This is a genomic window from Pseudoalteromonas sp. TB41, assembly GCF_000497975.1.
GTDB lineage: Bacteria > Pseudomonadota > Gammaproteobacteria > Enterobacterales > Alteromonadaceae > Pseudoalteromonas > Pseudoalteromonas tetraodonis.
Genome location: NZ_AUTH01000111.1, coordinates 1 through 19,734 on the forward strand (window position 1 = coordinate 1; position 19,734 = coordinate 19,734).

A 19,734-nucleotide genomic window follows, 5' to 3' on the forward strand; every position below is an offset into this window, starting at 1 on the left:
AAGTAAAAGATCCACCTTCTAAAGAAGGTGGCTTTGAATTAGCCCCCTAAAAGGGGGCGTTGTTTACTCCAGAGTTAACTGAGCTTGCTCTTGTCTCTCCTCCTTCTGCTGATGCCTGACATATCTTCGTATTATTTCTTCGTTTATGCCTACCGTATCAACAAAGTATCCTCGCTGCCAAAAATGATTACCCCATAGCTTGTTCTTTCTTAAGTACGGATATTTACTAAACATTTTTAACGCTATTTTACCTTTCAATGCGCCCATTAACTTTGAAATTGACAGTTTTGGCGGCACTTTTACTACTAAGTGTACGTGAGCTATTTGTACATTCAGCTCAACAACTTTGCACCCAAGCTGTTCGCAATAAACCTGAATACACCTGTAGACATCCCTACCTATTTTATTTTTAAGGAGCCTAAATCTATACTTAGGTGTCCAAACTATATGATATTGACATCGCCAATACACATGCGATGCTTTCTCGTATCTACTCATGTTTTTTCCTTTTGTGACTTCGCTAAAAATCAACTAAGGAATTAACATGAGTACTTTTTACAGGCAAAGCCATTTGATGATAACCACCTACTGAAGTAGGTGGTTTAGGGGCTGAAAATAAAAAGGGCCTAATGGCCCTCTCACTTATCTGAAAAAGAAAAGTTTAGTGGCTACCACCACATTTACCTTCGCCGCACTTGCCTTCTTTTTTAGCCTTAGCATCACCGCCGCATTTACCTTCGCCGCACTTGCCTTCTTTTTTGGCCTTAGCATCACCGCCGCATTTACCTTCGCCGCACTTGCCTTCTTTTTTCGCTTTAGCATCACCGCCGCATTTACCTTCGCCGCACTTGCCTTCTTTTTTCGCTTTAGCGTCGCCGCCACATTTACCTTCGCCGCACTTGCCTTCACCAGCGTCTAATTGATAACCAGCTACCATTTGTTGAAATTCAAATGGGTTGGCTTGTACATCTGCACTGGCCATACTTGCACTGCCAACAACCACTGCGCCGAGTGTTAATGCAATTGAATTTTTCTTTATTGTATTCATTTTTTATTACCTTCTAAACTTGTTGAACATCATTATACAAGTAGACCTGCATAAAACTAAAAACTTTCACATTATCTATTTTTTCAAAAATAACTTAGTAAACTAACTATAAACCCTAATAAGCGTTTTATCAATTTATGATTTACAGGTAAACTGGCGCTCTTTTTCAGTAATAAATTAATCACACTATGAAACTTGTTTTAGCACCGATGGAAGGTGTCGTTGACTTTAAAATGCGCCAACTACTCACCGACATAGGTGGCTTCGATCTTTGTGTGACCGAATTTATCCGTGTTGTAGATACTTGCCTTCCAGATAAAGTATTTCACCGTTATTGCCCTGAACTTAAAAATGCGGGGCTCACTCGTAGTGGTACTCCAGTTCGCATTCAGTTATTAGGCCAAGTAGCCGACGTGTTAGCAGAAAATGCTGTAAAAGCAATTGGCTTAGGCTCTCATGGTGTTGATTTAAACTTTGGTTGCCCAGCAAAAACGGTGAATAAAAGCAAAGGGGGCGCTGTTTTACTCAAAGACCCTGAACATATGTATTCAATAATTAAAACTGTAAGGGATGCCGTAGACGCTGAACACGAGGTAAGTGCAAAAATTCGCTTAGGTTTTGATGATGATAGTAATAGCCAAGAAATTGTCGATGCCGTTGTTAGCGCTGGTGCTAACAGCATTGCTATACATGCACGTACTAAACGCGATGGCTACAATCCACCCGCCTATTGGGAAAAAATCCCTCCTTTGGTCAAAGATAAAAAAATTGCAGTGGTCGCCAATGGGGAGATTTGGCAGGTAGAAGATGCCCTTTTATGCCAAAAGCGCAGCGGTTGCACTGACTTAATGATTGGTCGTGGCGCGCTTTCACATCCTGATCTAGCAAGAAAAATTAAAGCGCAGGTTAATAAAGAAAGCTACAGTGAACTGACATGGGAAAATATTTTACACCATATTATTCATTCATCTATGCACCAAACAGCAAGCAAAGATACTAAATACTTTGCATCTCGAACAAAACAATGGCTTGGTTATTTAAAACGCCAATATCCACAAGCAGGACTATTATTTGATGAAATTCGTCGTTTAAAAGCCAAGGATGAAGTAGCCGAAGTGTTAAAGAAGTATGCGAAAGCGCCACAATTTGATACAAATCATAACATCTAAGATAATCTAACTAGATAATAGCAGTATCACTGAGGACTAATTTAAGGGTTATACTGCTAATGCATCATCAGCAACGACTAAACGATGAAATTGAAAGTGTTAAAGCGACTATATTAGGCTTGCTATCACAATCTACACACCCTACACATCAAAATTTGCTTTGTATACTAACCCGTACCTCAAATGAAGAGTGGCTTGATATAGCAGCTCAGCAATTAGGCACCGAGTATAATCCCTTGATTGAGCGTATGAATAAGCTTGAAGCGGCAATAAGCCAAATTGACATTGGCCAGTATGGTTACTGTTGTGACTGTGAGGAAAAAATATCAGCGCAGCGCTTGGAGCAAGACCCTGCAGCGCAGCGATGTGATCAGTGCGCTAGTTAATAGCGCACTAAAGTTTAATTAAGTAGTTGTGGAGCAAAACTAAACGCTTGCCCTGGATAAAAAAGAATATCTTCAACTAATAAAGTCGCTTCCTCTTCACTTATGTTTAATCGTTTAAGTAAATTTAAGCGTGCTTGTGACAATGTCCAAGCGTGATAATGCACCCCTAGATCAGTTTCCATCATAGCCATATAGAGCAATTCATCGGCTGGTTCTAATTGTGAAGCGTTAGCCCTCAGAGGTAATAGCGTATAACCCGTTAACCAGTCTAAACCCGCTATTTTCGAATCAGTTAAAAGTAATGTGGTAAGCTGTGAGGCATTTGAGGCTTCTACCGTTGTTTGCTGTTTTTGACTCTGCATTGATTTGAATTTGCTATCAATACGACTTAGCCACTCAAGCGGTGAGAGCACAGCATTTGCAAAATAATTTAATTTACTTTGATACCACTGACTGCCATTAGCAAGGCCTGATAAACCAATGCTGCCTCTTGGCTTATAGTCCGCCAAATAATTGTTTAACTCACTCAACGCTGCATTAAGTTCAACCGGTGTGTTAGTGCGATTTATGGCTTGTTGCACGTACTTTTTTAAATAACTATGTTCAACTTTATTTAGCTTTAAATTACTTTGCTCGGCAGCTTCTAGCTGAGATTTTACAAACCTTAACCATTGCTCAATATTTTTATACTGGGCATCATTTTTCGCCATAGTGAGCATATTAGCCAAAACATTTGTTTGTGCAGGCCATGCAAAATAGCGCTCTGGGAATCGCTCAGCAATAACTAAATAATTAACCTGATTGGTTTGCTCTGCTGATAACTGCATTTGCATTAGCTGCTGATAAATAGCGTGGCGACGCTCTAAATAAGCATCTGTAAAAGGGAGCTGCTCATTACTGAGCTGTGTAACCTGTGAATTCGGCTGCGCACTTAAAGCCGTATTAAGTGATATTAACGCGCTTTGCGCTTCTTCATAAGATGAAAATATATCCGTAGGCTTAGAGCAAGACGTTAATAGCAAACAAAATAGCAGTGAAATAATAGGCGTTTTTTTCATGTCAATCCCAATAAAAAAAGCCCCAATGGGGCTTTTTAAAAATACTAGAGTACATTAAATACTAAATTTTAACACCGTTGCGAGCGGCTTTATCTTTAATATATGTAGCCCAACCTTTAGCAAACCTACGTGTGCTTGGGTCGTCCATGGCTTTAGTAATAGCAGCATAAGCTTGCTTATACTTACCTTGGTAGTAAAACGCTTCAGCTAAATCTGAATAAATAGTGCCTTTTTTATCAGAGCCAAGCTCTAATGCTTTGTTCAAACGAACAACAGCAGCGCTGAATTTTTCAGATTGTAAAAGTAATGAACCTGCTTTGCGGTAAAGCTCAGCGTCGTCATCAAATTTAGCAGCTTCTTCGTAATACTTAGCAGCTTTCTCTATATCTTTCGAACGATGGTAGTTACTAGCAATCGCGCTAATATTTTGCTTAGTGCGTTTTACTTTCTCTTCTTTAACAGCCTTTTCAAGCGTTACTGCTGCTTTGTAAGGAATTTCGTTTAAAGAATAAAAGTTAGCCAGTACTTTGTATTCAACTTCGTTTTCGAAGTAACCATTCTTGTATGCAACTTCCATAGTTGCTAGACCTTTTTGGTAGTCTTCGGTTTGTAAATAATACTTACCTAAACCTACCCAAGACTTTTTGTCTTCAGGCCATACACGAACAATTTCTTCTGCAACTTTAACCATATCTTGATATTGCTTTTTCTCAAAATAGGCAGCTAATTTAAGTTGATAAGGAGCTTTATTTGGCTCTTCAGATAACTTAATTGCTTTGTTTGCCGGTTCAAGAACCTGATCAAATTGTTTAAGCTCATAGCTTGCTTGCGCAATACGAGTGTAAACTTTCGGGTCCTCTTCACCTGTGAAGTCCATCCAATCAGAATATGCTTGCTTGGCAGCACTGTATTGTTCAGTACCCGCATACATATCGCCCAAGGTTTTTAAACCTTGAGCCTGATCAGCAAAGTTCAATACATCAGGTGCAATCGCTGCTTTCATATACTTAATTGCAACTTTGTATTGCTCTTTTTGAGCGTACATGCTGCCTAAGTAACGATTAACAGTTGCTTTATCAAAGTCATTAGACGGTTCTAACTCTTTCAATAACGCTATTGCACCATCAACATCATCTTCGTTATACAAATCAAACGCTTTAATTACTTTTTTACCAGTACGTTCGCCCATGATTTTAGTTTTTGCTTTCTTACGCTCTTCAATCTTTGCGTAATCTGGCGCCGCTAAAACAGGTGCAGTTAATGATGCACCTGACACAGACATAAGAATTGCAAGTGCAGTTACTTTAGAAAAATTTCTCATTACTCGCCTCCTTAGTTGCCTTGGTTAAGTTTAAAGTCTAGTTGAACTTGTAAACCAACTTGCTTTTGTGGTTTCCCGTCAATGATCTTAGGACGGTATTTCCACTTACGCAATGCACGTTTAGCTTCACGGTCAAAGATACGTTTTGGATCTGCGTCGATAACATCAACGTCAATCACGCCACCTAACTCATCAATTGTGAACGAAAGTTGAACCCAACCTTCTTTACCATCACGTGCTGCTTGTGTTGGATATTTTGGTTCAATACGAACGATAGGTGTCGCATCACCATCTCGTCCAAATGCACCTGGACCACTTAGTCCACCGGCCGTGCTTCCCACATCGATACTTGGCATATTAAATGACAAGCCACCAGTATTTGGGTTGCTATTTTCCGGCTGTGGCGGCTGCGGTTTAGGCGGCTGCTTTGGCGGTGGCGGAGGCGGAGGCGGTACACGCTTCCTCTCCTGCACCTTAGATTCAGGCGGATTCGTCATAATTTCGACTATGATCTGCTCTTTTTGTTCCGTATTACGGTCAGCCCCACCAGAGATGAGGTATGCCATGAAGTAGAACAAGCCGAAAGTAACTGCCCCACCTGCAATCAGTGAAAACAGAAAACGAATCATTACTGATCTCCAGCTATTGAAATTCTCAGGTTATCACCCGTCGCTTTAATCTGGTCCATCACTTTAACCACTGTGCCGTGTTTTGCTTCTTTATCAGCTTGCAAAATTACAACATCAGTAGGTTGTTCTGCTAATAAACTTTCGATTTTTGCTGAAACACGTTCAACATCAACTTGCTGTTTATCAATCCAGATTGCACCGTCACTACGAATTGCAATAAAAATGTTAGCATTTTTTTGCTTCGTAGCTTGGGCAGCTTTTGGTTTATTGACCTCGATACCAGCCTCTTTAACGAACGATGTAGTTACGATAAAGAAAATAAGCATGATAAATACGATGTCAAGCATTGGCGTCATATCTACCGCTGCTTCTTCTTCTTCACGAAAACGTTGTTTACGTGCCATATTTAATTCTCTCTCTAGTGATGAGGCATACTATCTACAAGCTTGGCTTTCACCATTCTCGCTCTTGCCTCAAGGCGTGAGCTAAAGAATACCCCAGATAGTGCCGCAACCATTCCAGCCATTGTTGGGATTGTTGCCATTGATATGCCTGATGCCATTAAACGTGCATTACCTGTACCTTGGGTTGCCATCGTTTCAAAAACCGCGATCATACCCGTAACAGTACCAAGTAAGCCTATTAAAGGACATATAGCTACTAATGTTTTAATCAACAACATACGCTGATCTAATTTTTCAGACGCTTCAGAAATCCATGCTTCACGGATTCTGTGTGCGTACCAAGACGTAGTGTCTTGGCGGGCATCCCACTTAGCTACAATTTCCTTCGTTAAACGAGGAAACTCAGCAAGTAAGAACCAATAGCGCTCAATCATTAAAACCCACATAAGAAAGAGTGCTATCGCGACCACGTATAAAACCTGGCCGCCTGTGCCAACAAAATCCCTGATAGATTCCCAGATCTCCATCAGGACTAGCATTAGGCTTTCTCCTTCTCCGCGTGAGTCGCGATGATACCCGCGCTTTGCTCATCAAGGATATGTAGTACCGACTTACTACGACCTGCAACAATTGAATGAAGTAGGATAAGTGGTAGTGCTGCAATTAGACCTAGCGCTGTAGTTACAAGTGCTAGAGAGATGTTACCAGCCATGATCTTCGGATCGCCCGTACCGAACAATGTGATTGTTTGGAACGTTAGGATCATACCGATTACCGTACCTAGTAGACCTAGTAATGGTGCGATAGCAGCAAGGATCTTGATGATGTTAATACCCGCTTCGATGCGTGGCGTTTCACGTAGAATCGCTTCATCAAGTTTAAGCTCAAGGTTTTCAACATCTTGATTTTTGTTGTCAGAGTACACTTTAAGAATACGACCCAATGGGTTGTTTGTATTCGGTGTAGACAAGTTCTTAAGCTGAGCTTTGATCTTAGAAGTAGTAAGCGCTAAATCAACGAAACGTACTAAGAAGATTAAAAGACCTACAGCAAGCAATACGGTGATGATGTAACCAACTTCAGCACCTTGCTCGTAGTACTCCATAAGAGACTTCTTCTGCGTGTTGATACGTAAGATTGCACCACGTGTAGGATCCACGTATACGCCAGCGTAGTTATCAGCTGAAGTACCTTCTAGATCAGAAATACCTTTTAAGATATAGCTGTCAGGTTGCTTACCTAGAGGCTGTATAGACTTAGTCTCTGGTGAGTAGATTAAGTAGCCATCGTCTGTAACTAAGTTGAAGTTACCGATACGTGTTACTTTTTTCATTGACGGGTTACCGTCAAGACCTGCAACTTCAGTTTCAAACGTTGAAACTTTAGCTGACTCAGTCATTTCTGTTTGAAGTGAAATCCAAAGTTCTTCTAGTTCACGAACTGTTGGAAGTTCTTTAGCCGCAGCTAATGAACGAAGTACTTCAGCACGACCTGGTTTTTCAGCACTTACTAAAGATGCTTCAATTGAACCAATCGCGTCAGCTGCTGCACGACGAACAACACCAAACATTTCACCTAACGTACCTTGCGCGTTTTGAAGAGCTTGCTCTTTTTCCGCTAAAGTATTTTCGTTTTGTGCATATTCTTTGCTAAGACGATCACCACGTGCTTTTTCAGCAGCTAATTGGCTTTTCGCTTTGTTAAGTAACGCTTGCTTATCAGCACGATCTGATAAGAACTCTTGTTCACGTTGCTTATTGATTTTCCCTTCAGAAATACGCTCTTGCTTTACTTGCTCAAGAATTTTATCTAAAGCATCAGTATTTGCATGTGCATTAAGCGCGGTACCGGCAGAAACAGACAGTACTGCTGCAACAGCAAAACCTTTAAATAGTTTCTTCATTATTGATTACTCCGCGCCAAAAATTGGTAGTTTAACAAGTTCTAGTGTCGCTTGCTTACGCGCCATACGGATCACTTCTTTAACAGGCTTTAGGTATTCTTCACCTAATTCTTTCCACTGTTTAGTGTTGTTATCCCACACCCAAGCGTGTTTTAGATCGAATGATTGCGCTACATAAGTGATACGACCTAAACGACCGATATCAACGTTAATGCTACGACCATCAACATCTAAAGTACCTTGAGAAGCAGTTACAGCTGAACTGTATGCTGTTTCAACAGTGTACGCTTCAAGTACCTGACGGAACTTCTCAGACGTTGTTACAGATGCAGATGCCATGATCTCACGTAATCTTTCAACACGTCCAAGACGTGTTTCAAGGTTAAATGGAACGTCCGCTTTGATGAATTGCTCAAGCGTATCGATCATGCGATACATCAAAGGCACAACGTTTTGTTTAGTGTTATCGATAGTCGCGATTTGACGATCGAACGATGCGATAGACGCATTTTGGTCAGCGACCAAACGTGCTACGTGATCGTTGTACACTTTCATAAGTTCAGTCTCATCAACGATGCTACGGTACTCAGCGATTAGCTCCTGAGTTTGACCATATACATTGTCAATTTTAGTTTGAGACTTAACCGCAGCCTTTTGAATTGTTTGACCTGCTTTTTGCACGTCATTCAAAGGATCTGCAATCACATTGCTGCTTGCAAATGCAAAAGCGCCAACCAACGCAGTTGCTACAAGACTCTTTCTGATTTTAACAGACATAGTTCCCAACCAATTAAGTAATGTTACTTTTATAATTTAATTATCAACCCGCAAGGGGAAGACAACCCTGATATCTTTTAATAGATATCAACTTACCAATAATGCTAAATGCATTAAGTCATGTCAACTTCATGTTTCGCATAACCTATAAATAAATCAGCTTGTTTGTAAGATATTTAAAGGGCTCACACAAAAAAATTAACATTATCGTAACTAACGTGACAAATGCAATTTCAGCAAAGCCAGATATAGTAAGAATACCGATAAACCACCTAGTTAAAGTAAACAAAAATATAACATTTAAAATTAACTTAATCGTGGCTGAAAAAAAATTAAAAATAAGCTTATTTTCTGTCCCGAATATTCTTTTTTAGTGGTTTTTGAGACTTTTTAAGCTAAAAATACAGCTAATCGTTATTATTCGCGCATTCGTCGCATAGTAATAAGGACGTGCCGATTACCTAAAAAGCAATACAAAGGAGGGGAAATAGATTACAAAGAATCATTTTTATTAACACCTGTGTTTTTTGTTTCTACTGATCATTAATATCCTGCCGATTTTTTATATTTTTCCATGGAGAAATATCAATCTTACGCACTTTTATGAACTCAATATAATTAAACTTACATCAAGCAGTAGACTAAATTTAAATCGCTAGGCGATCATTGGCCAACAACGGACTAGCCATAAAGGTTTAAGTTTAATTTGGTATATCGGAGTTAAAAATATGAATAACGGATATCAGAAATGAAAAGCAATACAGAGAAATTAAAAATAGAGTTGATAATTATTTAAGAATTATGGTGAAACAGGTTAGTGTTTCACCACGATGAACTTAGGTTCACATAATAAATTATGCTACTTCTACGTTCTCAGCTTCAGGGCCTTTTTGACCTTGCTTGATGCTGAAAGTCACTGCTTGACCTTCGCTAAGAGTGCGAAAACCAGAACCAGTGATTGCGCTGAAATGTACAAACACGTCAGGACCATTTTCTTGTTCAATGAAACCAAAGCCTTTAGCTTCGTTGAAAAATTTTACTTTACCAGTAACCGACATACTAAATTTTCCTGTAAGTCAATAATTAAAATTCAGCCATATAATTATGGCAATATCCTCCCTGAGTCAATGCCCAAAAAACTGGAGGTGATAGTACAGGAAGAAGTAATAACCAAACCGGTAACCTTAAACGCAGCACAATACCGTAATTCAATACGCAAAAACTCAAAGCCAATTAAGATTAACACATTAAAAATTTTTTAGCTCTATTAATTAGGATTTATTTTTGAAGTTTCATTGTTTTACTAACTACGGTGTAACCTTTTAATTTTTATAGAAAATAACAAGAAAAATATTGTATTTTTTATAAACAGATTACAATTGCTTTAAAATAGTTTTTATCAGTATGTTTTTTAGCCACTTAAAATAAAAAACCACCTTGAATTTAAGGTGGTTTAAAGTTTAGTGTTTAAATATTACTATTTAACTTGCCAGTCAATAACGCTCTCAGCTTTGATTGGTACTACTTCAGAGTCACCTAGCGAGTAGCTTGCCGGCACTGTCCAAGGCGATTTTTCTAAGGTAATAGTGTCGGTATTACGCGCTAAGCCATAAAAATCTGGACCAAAATGGCTTGCAAAGCCCTCTAACTTATCAAGCGCATCAGCCTCTTCAAAAGCTTCAGCATAAAGTTCAATAGCAGCATGTGCAGTGTAAGCACCTGCACAACCGCATGCAGCTTCTTTTTTATCTTTATAATGTGGCGCTGAATCAGTGCCTAAAAAGAATTTTTTATTGCCACTCGTTGCAGCCGCCATAAGTGCTTGCTGATGAATGTTTCGCTTTAATATAGGTAAGCAATAATAATGTGGGCGAATGCCCCCTGCTAACATATGGTTACGGTTATATAGTAAATGATGCGCAGTAATTGTAGCTGCTACGTTATCAGAGGCACTTTTTACAAACTCGACTGCATCTTTCGTTGTTATGTGCTCAAGAACAATTTTAAGCTCAGGGAAGTCAGCGACAACATCGCCTAGAATAGTCTCTAAAAACACTTTTTCACGGTCAAATATATCAATAGACGAGTCGGTTACTTCACCGTGGACGAGTAACAGCATGCCAACTTCTTGCATTGCTTTTAACACCGGATAAATATTTTTAACCGATGTTACGCCAGAATCTGAATTTGTGGTTGCACCCGCTGGGTACAATTTAGCTGCAAATATTTTACCCGTTGCTTTTGCCTTTTTTATCTCTTCTGGTGTCGTTTTATCAGTAAGATAAAGTACCATTAGTGGCTCAAACTGACCTTGAGGTTTCGCTGCCATAATGCGCTCTCGGTACGATAATGCGGTTTCAGTACACGTGGCTGGCGGTACTAGGTTTGGCATAATGATCGCGCGGCCCATATAACGACTGATATCACGTACTGTATCTTTTAGCTGATCCCCGTCGCGTAAATGTACATGCCAATCATCGGGTCTAGTAATCGTTAAAGTTGTCATTTTGCTCGTCATCGTAAAATCCTAATGCTTAAGTTAACTGATCATAGGCATATGGGGTTTTCGAGTAAAGACCTTATTAAAAATAATCCTTAGATACTATATATAAAGTAAACTTTACACTTCACGCTTCTCATTTATCGTTTTATTTTGTAGAAAGGTTAATATTAGGTTAACGTATGTACCTTTAATAATTATAAGGCCTACCTTCGTTGCCTATGTCGAACACTATCGATACTACTAAAGCGCTCGAAACTAAAACGGAACAATTGAGTATAATCAATCAGTTCTCCTCAAGTTTATTGCAACTGAATACGTTAGAAGCGCTTTTTAGTTATGTCACCACACAAGTTGTTAATCGACTTGGATTTGTCGACTGCGTGATTTATTTAGCCGATGACAGCCAATCTACGCTAAATCAAGTGGCGTCTATGGGTATTGAAAACGAACACACTAGTTACCAGTCAGAACGAAAGTTAATCCGCTTTAATGAGGGGATAACGGGCTATGCTGCATCAACTGGGCAAGCGTTAATAATAGGCGATGTAACTAAAGACAGCCGCTACATTGCTGATGAGCGCCCTGCACAATCAGAGCTGTGTGTGCCTTTAATATATAAAGATAAAGTACTCGGCGTAATTGACTGTGAACACCCAATAAAAAATTACTTTACCAGTTCACATTTAGAAATTTTAACTACCGTTGCCCACTTACTAAGCGCAAAAATAAATCAAGTGAATACCGTCAACAGCTTGCAAGATACCGTTCGGCAACTTAATAATGCGCAAAAATTAGAAAGTAGCCTACTGCAAATAGCTAACTTAACCTATAAAGCACAAAATTTAGATACCTTTTTTAAATCGCTGCATGTGATTATTGATAGCCTTCTTAATGCAAGTAACTTTTTTATTGCTTTGTATGATAAAAAAGAAGATGTTCTAGATTTTGTCTATACCGTTGAAGGCGGTGTACAAACAAACACACATAAAATTATTTCAAAAGATCAGTTAAAAGAAACAGCCTCTTACTATTTATTAATTAACGAGCGCCCTTTACTGCTTGATAAAGAGCAATACCGACACTATATAGAGCAAGGCCACTTTAAATTGGTCGGTGAACTAGCAGACTCTTGGCTTGGTGTGCCATATAAAGTTAATGAGCGCATGAGTGGCGTTATTGTCGTACAAAGCTATGACAAGCAACATTACTACAACGAACATGATAGCTCGCTGTTGACGTATGTGAGCCGACAAATAAGTATGGTTATAGACAGGCATTTAGCCCGCCAAGAACTCGAGCACAAAGCACTGCATGATGAACTAACAGGGCTTGCCAATCGTTCGTTACTAATAGAAAGAATGAAGCATGCAATTTTACGCTTGAATCGTGCAAAAAAAGGTACTTTTCATGCTCTGCTCTACCTTGATTTCGATCGCTTCAAAAGTATTAATGATTCGTTAGGCCATGAAGTAGGTGACTATTTTTTAATTGCTATTTGTAAATTGATTACTCAAACCATTCGCAATACTGATACCTTTTCTCGCTTAGGTGGCGATGAGTTTGCTATTTTTATGGAAAATCTCAGTCATCATGACCAAGTAAACGATGCCCTCGCTCGAATAAAAACCGCCCTGTCAGATCCCATTGATATTGATGGTCATTTACTGCAACCCTCTACCAGTATTGGCATTGCATTTAGCGATAATGTAAACGATGAAGCATTTGTTTTATTACAGCAATCAGACGCGGCTATGTACGAAGCAAAATCATCAGGGCGTGGCCAAGTTAAGTTTTTTAATAATGTCATGCGTAACAAGTTAAAAACACATGCCGACCTTGAAAATGATTTACAACACGGTATTGAGCATAATGAGTTTGAACTGTATTTTCAGCCTATTTTTAACATTACTAGCAGTGACGTTATGGGGTTTGAAGCTTTAGTACGTTGGCATCACCCACGAAAAGGGTTTGTATCGCCAGGTGACTTTATCCCCATTGCAGAAAAAACGGGGCAGATTATTAATTTAGATTTGCATTTGCTCGACCTTGCAGCACAGCATATCGCTTTATGGCAACAACAAGGGCATCGTTTTTTACGCGTTACGGTTAATGTTTCATCTCGCCACTTCGCAAGTTTAGAGTTTGTAGATCAGCTTCACGCGATCTACAAAAAACATCAACTACCTTTAGGCTCATTATGTCTAGAAATAACCGAATCGGGATTGATTGAAAACTTAGAGTTAGCAACACAAATTATTCAAGGATTGTCGCCTTTAAAAGTATTGCTCTGTTTAGATGACTTTGGCACCGGTTACTCTGCCCTTGGTTACTTGCATCAACTGCCTATTCATGTCCTTAAAATTGATAAAAGCTTTATCGATAATTTAAAAACCACGGCCAATCCATTGATTGATGCTATTTTAACCTTAGCCATTTCATTAGATCTTATTGTTATAGCAGAAGGGATAGAAAGCCCTGAACAACTCGCTATTTTGCAAAAAACCCAATGTGATTATGGCCAAGGCTTTTTAAAGTCTAAACCTGTTACAGCAAAAGAAGCTATTTTACTAATACATAGCCCTCTTTAATTAATAAGCCAGGGTTGCTGGCTTTTAAAAATCACAGTAATTTCTTACACGCTTTTGCCAGCCCATTAGCTGGCTGTTCTGTTGAATGCTATATGACTTATTTTGCCAACACTAACTCATGCGACGTCACTTTACAGCTTTTTACACTCTGCCTTATAACTACTTACTTAAGTAAGGGTCTATTTAACCAGTAGAAAACCTTATAATTAGTTTTATGTCACATTGTTCTCAGTAAAATCTTTAACGCCATTAGAGAATGCTTTAATACGTTATATTATTTAAAGACGTATACGAATTAGTATTAATGTGCGCCAATGAGTAGCGGCTAATCATTAAATCCCTGCATTCGCTGCTTTTTTCAATCGTGTATCCTTTGAATCCGAGTTGCGTTTACTGAGCTTTTGCCTGCCAAACCCTTCGCCGTAAATTTTAATTCGCATTTTAACCTCGCTATGAAACATCTAAATATTAATGTCGCGCTATAACCTACTTATTTTAGAGAGTTACATAACAATAAAGTTATCTGTTACCAGAACAATAATCATTAATAAAAAACTCAAACAAACATGAGACAAGTTCAACAACAAATAAAAAACTAAACACTATTTGACTCAGCAAAGTTAAAAAACTTAATGTTCGCAGTAAAAAACACACTAAAGTGCAATTTTATAGCCATCCAGACGTTGAAACGGTTTTTATAAAGGCGTAGTATGTAATAAATCTGAGCTATACTCACCATATCCATGAGATTTATTAAAGATGATTGACATTAAACACTTAAAAACAATTGCTACCCTTAAAGAAACGGGTTCTCTCGTCAATACAGCCCGCGAACTATTTTTAACTCAGTCAGCTTTATCACATCAAATCAAAGATTTAGAAAACAAATTAGACTGCCAGTTGTTTGAGCGTAAAACTCAGCCAGTCCGATTTACACCTCAAGGTATGTTATTACTTGAATTAGCACACGAAATATTACCTAAATTAGAAGCCACCAAGTGCCGACTCAAAGAAAGCCTAAACCAGCCTATTTCGCAGCTGCGTTTAAGCGTTGAATGTCACGCCTGTTTTCATTGGTTATTGCCTACTATCAAAGAATTTAATAACTTTTGGCCTGATATAAAAATTGATTACGAGCGTGGCTTTAGTTACGACGCTATCCCAGACTTATTAAATGATGAATTAGATCTCGTGCTTACATCAGATATTCGCGACCCTGACAAACTCGAATACGCCCATTTGTTTGACTTTAAGCTGAAACTGATTGTGGCACCAGATCACGACTTAGCGAAAAAAGCCTATGTAACTGCGCTTGATTTGAAAAGCGAAACTATTATTTCTTACCCTATTCCGCGTGAGCGCCAGGATATATTTAAGCATTTCATCCAAAATGCGCGTTTTGACGGCACGCTAAAAACGGTTGATCAAGGTTTACTTATATTTCAATTAGTCAGTGCAGGTATGGGTGTGGCCGCCTTACCCGATTGGTTAGTAACCCCGTATGAAAGCCAAGGGTTAATTAAGTCAATTCCACTGGGCGCGCTTGGTTTAACTCGTCCAATGTACTTAGCGATGAAAAAAGATATGAAAGACAATCCAGTTTATCGTCACTTTTTAAACACCTGTAAATTAAATAACGGTCGATAAACCTTAAACTTATGAGTAACATGCTAATAAATATACTTAACCATGTTGCTCATTATGTTTGAACTAAAAAAAATACTGGGCGGCTTGCTCATGCCGTTACCTTTGTTGGGTTTAGTAAGCCTAATATTACTTATTTTTGCGCTCAAACAACGAAAGGTCACAATCGCTTTATCTTTAATGAGCCTTGTAACTTTGCTAGTTGCCAGCACCCCTTTGGTGGCCAACTTACTGATTAAAAATAGCCAACCAACCTCATTGGCATTTAATTATCTTAAACACCCCAATATAGATAAAATTGTGGTGCTTGGCTGTGACATAAACCCCAACCCTGCATTGAGTGCTAACAGTCAGTTAGGTAATTGTGCGTTAACCCGTTTGGTGGAAGGAATAAGACTTGCTAACATTTATCCTCATGCGCAGCTGATTGTTTCAGGTGGGGGGTATGAGAAAGTCACCAACAGCGCGTTAATGTATAAAACCGCAATTAGCTTAGGTATTAATAAAAATCGTATTGTGCAAAATCCAAACGCAATGGATACCGCCCAAGAGGCAAAACTTTTAGCCTCAAAACTCGTTGATTACAAGGTCGCTTTAGTCACCTCAGTAAGCCATATGCCCAGAGCAAAGAATTTATTTAATGCGCAAGGCATTAACGTTATCCCTGCCGCAACCGACTACCACAACTTTGCCGCTTTCCCTTGGTATAAACAACTCATACCCAATGCAAAAGCACTACTAGTAGTCACCCAGTATGCTCATGAAGTTATTGGCAATGCGTGGATAAATGTACGCCGTACAATTAACCCTGAAGCACTTTAATTAAGTTAACGCTTATTACGCTGCATAAATTCCCCCTAAAAAACCGCAATTATTTGCTTTTTACACAGGGGGTTATAAAAAATCAAACTGAATATTCGTTTATAGTAGCGTTGGGTGTTTTGTTATTCTTAGAGGGTTTTAACCTCAGCTGTTTTATTCCAAAGCCGGTACAGTGTCACTAAAAATACGCAAAGAAATAGCAGACTTAGTGCTGTTAAATTCTCAACACCTAAAGCATCAAAAGTAGCACCGAAAATGTAGCCTCCACCGACTAAAACAATAACCCATAGCAGTGCAGAGCATCCATTTAACACACTAAAGCGGCGCCAACTAATTGCTGTAAGCCCTACGGGAAGGGCACCAATCGTGCGTAACCCTTTAGGATAACGATATAAAAAAATGTAGGCTGTGCCATGGCGTTCAGCAAGCTCACTGGCTGTTTTAAATAATCGACCAAGGCGGCCTGGTTTTTCAAGCCATGCCGCGCCATACGCTCTTGCTAAAGCAAAACGTAATTCATCGCCCAAGTAGCCACCCATAAAAGCAGCCAAAGCAACAAAACCAACATCTAGTGCGCCAGTATGTGCAGCATAGCCTGCGAACAAAGGTAGCCATCCACTTTTTAACGTACAATAACCAAAAAGTAACAGATAAACCAACAACCCGTACTGCTCAATTAAAGCTAATACCCCTTCCATTTCATTCCTTTAAAGTAACTACCTTAGTAGCAAGCAAAGTAACATTGTAATTTAAACGAGGTAAGTACAGCGAAAGATCTGTGTTTTTTGCAATATAAGAATGGATGTAATTATGATTTTAAGCGTAGGTTTATATCTATTACGTTTATTCAATTTTTGGGACGCATAAAACCAAAAATAATTAACTCACAAAAAGATAAAAGGGCATGCGGGTATATAAAAAATCAACATACTGGCTTATTATAGTTTGCTAAATTAGCTATTTAGAACGCTAGATTTAAATAACCTACCCGAAATACGTTACAAGTAGGTTATTTATAAAATTACTTTTAAGCTAGGTGTTTACACAGGATTGTCTATGTCAATAAATGTCACATCAAAGCCATGTTTATCGGCAAGGTATTCACCCAACGCTTTAATACCGTAGCGCTCGGTGGCGTGATGGCCTGCGGCAAAAAAGTCGATATTTTGCTCGCGTGAGCTGTGTATGGTTTGCTCTGATGCCTCACCGGTTAAGTAAGCATCAATACCTTGCTCGGCTGCTAAGTCGATATACCCTTGCCCGCCACCTGTACACAAAGCGATGGTTTCAATTTTATCAGTACGTACTAAACTCGTTAGTGGCTCGCGCTTAAGCACTTGGCTTATTTTTTTAGCAAATTCACTGCCCGTTAACGGTGTTTTTAAACGTCCTTTCATCGCTACACTGTTGTTAGTTGGCTCAAGGCCTGCTTCAATTTCAATATCGAGCAATTGCGCCAGCTGTGCGTTATTACCCATTTCAGGGTGAATATCTAACGGCAAATGATAGGCAAATAAATTGATGTCTTTAGCTAAAAGCGCAGCCACACGACGTTTTTTCATGCCAGTGATAGGTTGTGACTCGCCTTTCCAAAAATAGCCATGGTGTACCAAAATGGCATCGGCATTATTTTCAATCGCGGCATCAATAAGTGCTTGGCTTGCCGTTACACCCGTTACTATAGTGCGTATCTCATCTTTACCTTCTACCTGAAGCCCGTTTGGACAAAAATCGTTAATGGTTTCTGGCTTTAACAGGGTGTTTAATAATTGATTAAATTCTCTACGTTGCATACTACTTACCTTACTTTGCACTGAATTTTGTACAAATTTTGGCGGTTATGCGCTAAAAATGAAAGGAAAATCGCAAAAAATTGAAAAACAGTTCTAAAATAGGTATAAATACCTCTTCTTTATCTGTGTAAACAACGTATAGGGTCTCTGATGAGCAAACTAGACAAAACAGAAGTGTTATCTGCCTTTGAAGCTGCATATGAAGCTGCCAACGGTAAAAAACCTGAAATAACAACTAAACCTGGCTGGTATAGCATTGATGGCGGCAAGAACATGCGCCTAGCTGATGTAGCAGAGCTGACTAAAGAATTAAGCTCTGGTAAGTCTACAAAAAAAGCTGCAGTAAAAGCACCTGCTAAAAAAACTAAAAAAGCTGCTCCTGTAAAAGCACAGAAAAAAGCGCCTTTCACCGTGATCACACAAAACGAAGAAGGCTACACAGCAGAAGAGCTTTGGATAGTTGAGCTTGCTCGCAAAGATCATGATTGCCGCCTACCTCGCGGTGTTGTTTGATCAGCTGAGTGCTTTGTATAAAAGAAACCGCGTTAAGCGGTTTTTTTATATTTATTATCCATCAAGTATTGAATAAACCACCTCGCAACAAAGCCAGACAAAACTATAAATACAGTTCCTGCCAGTACTGGCATTATTAAAAAATCCCAACTTTGGCCAGACTCAATAATTAAGATAGGGTTTGCGCCGGCAGCAGGGTGAATAGTTTTTGTGATTATCATTAATGTTATAGCAATACCCACAGCCAGCCCAACCCCAATCATTGCGGTCAGCATATGTCCCCCTATTACTTTTTTGGCATAGCTAACGGGCTCTGCGGTACGCCAAAAACAAGTACAGCTGTTGCGCCGAATGGCGCCATTAACCAAATACCGTAATCACCCATATAATTTAGCCACGCCAAAAACCCCAAAACAAAAGTAGAAAAAACGCCTGCGATTAACGCCGACTTTATTTGCTCACTATGCATATCACCTCCTCAAAAGTAGACCGACTTGTCTACACCTGCAATATAGACAAGTCGGTCTACCTATGTCAAGCTGTGTTTTTACTGCTCAAATTTGGAATATCATGGATAAACAACAACAAATAATCAGTACGGCACTGAGTCTTTTTTATAAAAAGGGTATACACGCTGTTGGTATTAATGAAATTTTAGCTGTATCGGGCATTGCAAAAAAAACCTTATATAAGCACTTTGAAAGCAAAGACGCGCTTATTTGTGCTTGTTTAGTCGCACGTGACATCTGCTTTAACGCTTGGCTTAAAAAAATATGTATACAACCAAGTGCTATGTTAGTCGCACAGGCAATTTTTGCCGGACTGAAAAAGTGGATTAATAATGAGGTTTCAGAGTTAGGGTGTTTTAATGGCTGTTTTTTTATAAATACTGCAGCTGAGTACCCTGTAGAGAACGACCCTATTGCCAAACTTTGCAAACAGCACAAGCAAGCGAACTTTGAGATCATACTATCAGCTCTTTTAGAAACGCCTGAATTTGCTCACAATAGAGAAAAAGCAATTGAAGCCACGCAACACTTACTTATTCTAAAGGAAGGTTATATATGTAGAGCGAGGGTGATGCATGATGTAACAGTGACTCCACCTAGTGATAATATTTTAAAAGCGATAGTAGCGGTTGGTTAAATAGGTAAATACAGTATTAAAAAAGCGGCT

The 19,734-nt window shown here is 39.1% G+C and carries 20 protein-coding genes and 1 pseudogene; 7 read left to right on the top strand and 14 right to left on the bottom strand.

Annotation, left to right across the window (positions count from 1 at the left end; all coding sequences use genetic code 11):
- Window positions 1–63 precede the first annotated feature (63 nt).
- Together tnpA and L641_RS0120360 are read right to left on the bottom strand one after the other, a co-directional pair.
- The gene (gene tnpA, locus L641_RS0120355; RefSeq protein ID WP_024601958.1) at window positions 64–498 is read right to left on the bottom strand and encodes an IS200/IS605 family transposase; all 435 of its coding nucleotides are present in this window, start codon (window positions 496–498) and stop codon (window positions 64–66) included.
- 163 nt (window positions 499–661) lie between these two features.
- Entirely contained in the window at window positions 662–1,048 is a 387-nt protein-coding gene (locus tag L641_RS0120360; RefSeq protein WP_024602970.1) for a hypothetical protein, read from the bottom strand.
- 188 nt (window positions 1,049–1,236) lie between these two features.
- Between L641_RS0120360 and L641_RS0120365 the strand changes: the two genes are divergently transcribed.
- Both L641_RS0120365 and L641_RS0120370 read left to right on the top strand, forming a co-directional pair.
- Window positions 1,237–2,217 (top strand): tRNA-dihydrouridine synthase, encoded by a 981-nt coding sequence (locus tag L641_RS0120365; protein WP_024602971.1) that lies wholly within the window; start codon window positions 1,237–1,239, stop codon window positions 2,215–2,217.
- 59 nt (window positions 2,218–2,276) lie between these two features.
- Window positions 2,277–2,603 carry a TraR/DksA C4-type zinc finger protein gene (locus L641_RS0120370; RefSeq protein ID WP_013465198.1) on the top strand — a complete coding sequence of 109 codons (327 nt, stop codon included), beginning with the start codon at window positions 2,277–2,279 and terminating at the stop codon, window positions 2,601–2,603.
- A gap of 14 nt (window positions 2,604–2,617) precedes the next feature.
- Here the strand turns inward: L641_RS0120370 and L641_RS0120375 are convergent, their stop codons facing one another.
- The 9 genes from L641_RS0120375 to pyrC all read right to left on the bottom strand — a co-directional run bounded on the left by L641_RS0120375 (window position 2,618) and on the right by pyrC (window position 11,213).
- Entirely contained in the window at window positions 2,618–3,661 is a 1,044-nt protein-coding gene (locus L641_RS0120375; protein WP_013465199.1) for a hypothetical protein, read from the bottom strand.
- A gap of 61 nt (window positions 3,662–3,722) precedes the next feature.
- Window positions 3,723–4,982 (bottom strand): tetratricopeptide repeat protein, encoded by a 1,260-nt coding sequence (locus tag L641_RS0120380; protein ID WP_024602972.1) that lies wholly within the window; start codon window positions 4,980–4,982, stop codon window positions 3,723–3,725.
- 11 nt (window positions 4,983–4,993) lie between these two features.
- Window positions 4,994–5,611 carry an energy transducer TonB gene (locus L641_RS0120385; RefSeq protein WP_008109338.1) on the bottom strand — a complete coding sequence of 206 codons (618 nt, stop codon included), beginning with the start codon at window positions 5,609–5,611 and terminating at the stop codon, window positions 4,994–4,996.
- A complete protein-coding gene (locus tag L641_RS0120390; protein WP_006792384.1) occupies window positions 5,611–6,015 on the bottom strand; it encodes a biopolymer transporter ExbD in 405 nt (134 codons plus the stop codon). The genes L641_RS0120385 and L641_RS0120390 overlap by 1 nt, the downstream gene beginning before the upstream one ends.
- 14 nt (window positions 6,016–6,029) lie before the next feature.
- Window positions 6,030–6,554, bottom strand: a complete 525-nt coding sequence (locus L641_RS0120395; RefSeq protein WP_008109346.1) for a MotA/TolQ/ExbB proton channel family protein — start codon at window positions 6,552–6,554, stop codon at window positions 6,030–6,032.
- Window positions 6,554–7,918: a MotA/TolQ/ExbB proton channel family protein gene (locus L641_RS0120400; protein WP_013465203.1), complete on the bottom strand. Its 1,365-nt coding sequence runs from the start codon at window positions 7,916–7,918 to the stop codon at window positions 6,554–6,556. Before L641_RS0120400 ends, L641_RS0120395 begins: the two co-directional genes overlap by 1 nt.
- A 6-nt stretch (window positions 7,919–7,924) precedes the next feature.
- Window positions 7,925–8,695, bottom strand: a complete 771-nt coding sequence (locus L641_RS0120405; RefSeq protein WP_013465204.1) for a DUF3450 domain-containing protein — start codon at window positions 8,693–8,695, stop codon at window positions 7,925–7,927.
- Window positions 8,696–9,549: 854 nt separating this feature from the next.
- Window positions 9,550–9,753: a cold-shock protein gene (locus L641_RS0120410; RefSeq protein ID WP_004588138.1), complete on the bottom strand. Its 204-nt coding sequence runs from the start codon at window positions 9,751–9,753 to the stop codon at window positions 9,550–9,552.
- A gap of 419 nt (window positions 9,754–10,172) precedes the next feature.
- Complete coding sequence (gene pyrC / locus L641_RS0120420; protein ID WP_024602973.1) at window positions 10,173–11,213, bottom strand: dihydroorotase; 1,041 nt, start codon at window positions 11,211–11,213, stop codon at window positions 10,173–10,175.
- Window positions 11,214–11,416: 203 nt separating this feature from the next.
- Here pyrC and L641_RS0120425 point away from each other — a divergent pair, with 203 nt between their 5' ends.
- The 3 genes from L641_RS0120425 (at window position 11,417) to L641_RS0120440 (ending at window position 16,252) form a co-directional block, all read left to right on the top strand.
- Entirely contained in the window at window positions 11,417–13,786 is a 2,370-nt protein-coding gene (locus L641_RS0120425) for an EAL domain-containing protein (RefSeq protein WP_024602974.1), read from the top strand.
- A gap of 759 nt (window positions 13,787–14,545) precedes the next feature.
- Window positions 14,546–15,433, top strand: a complete 888-nt coding sequence (locus L641_RS0120435) for a LysR family transcriptional regulator (RefSeq protein WP_008114241.1) — start codon at window positions 14,546–14,548, stop codon at window positions 15,431–15,433.
- Between the two features lie 54 nt (window positions 15,434–15,487).
- Entirely contained in the window at window positions 15,488–16,252 is a 765-nt protein-coding gene (locus L641_RS0120440) for a YdcF family protein (protein WP_024602975.1), read from the top strand.
- 128 nt (window positions 16,253–16,380) lie between these two features.
- On the opposite strand, the gene L641_RS0120445 is transcribed toward L641_RS0120440, so the two are convergent.
- Window positions 16,381–16,950, bottom strand: coding sequence for a VTT domain-containing protein (locus L641_RS0120445; RefSeq protein ID WP_024602976.1), 570 nt, complete (start codon window positions 16,948–16,950; stop codon window positions 16,381–16,383).
- Window positions 16,951–17,292: 342 nt separating this feature from the next.
- Window positions 17,293–18,045 carry a Nif3-like dinuclear metal center hexameric protein gene (locus L641_RS0120450; RefSeq protein ID WP_024602977.1) on the bottom strand — a complete coding sequence of 251 codons (753 nt, stop codon included), beginning with the start codon at window positions 18,043–18,045 and terminating at the stop codon, window positions 17,293–17,295.
- A gap of 150 nt (window positions 18,046–18,195) precedes the next feature.
- Here L641_RS0120450 and L641_RS0120455 point away from each other — a divergent pair, with 150 nt between their 5' ends.
- Window positions 18,196–18,558, top strand: coding sequence for a hypothetical protein (locus tag L641_RS0120455; protein WP_008114254.1), 363 nt, complete (start codon window positions 18,196–18,198; stop codon window positions 18,556–18,558).
- Between the two features lie 32 nt (window positions 18,559–18,590).
- Here L641_RS0120455 and L641_RS23060 read toward each other — a convergent pair.
- Window positions 18,591–19,027 (bottom strand): annotated as a pseudogene (locus L641_RS23060) (HPP family protein).
- A gap of 101 nt (window positions 19,028–19,128) precedes the next feature.
- Here L641_RS23060 and L641_RS0120465 point away from each other — a divergent pair.
- Window positions 19,129–19,704 (top strand): TetR/AcrR family transcriptional regulator, encoded by a 576-nt coding sequence (locus L641_RS0120465; protein WP_024602978.1) that lies wholly within the window; start codon window positions 19,129–19,131, stop codon window positions 19,702–19,704.
- Window positions 19,705–19,734 lie beyond the last annotated feature (30 nt).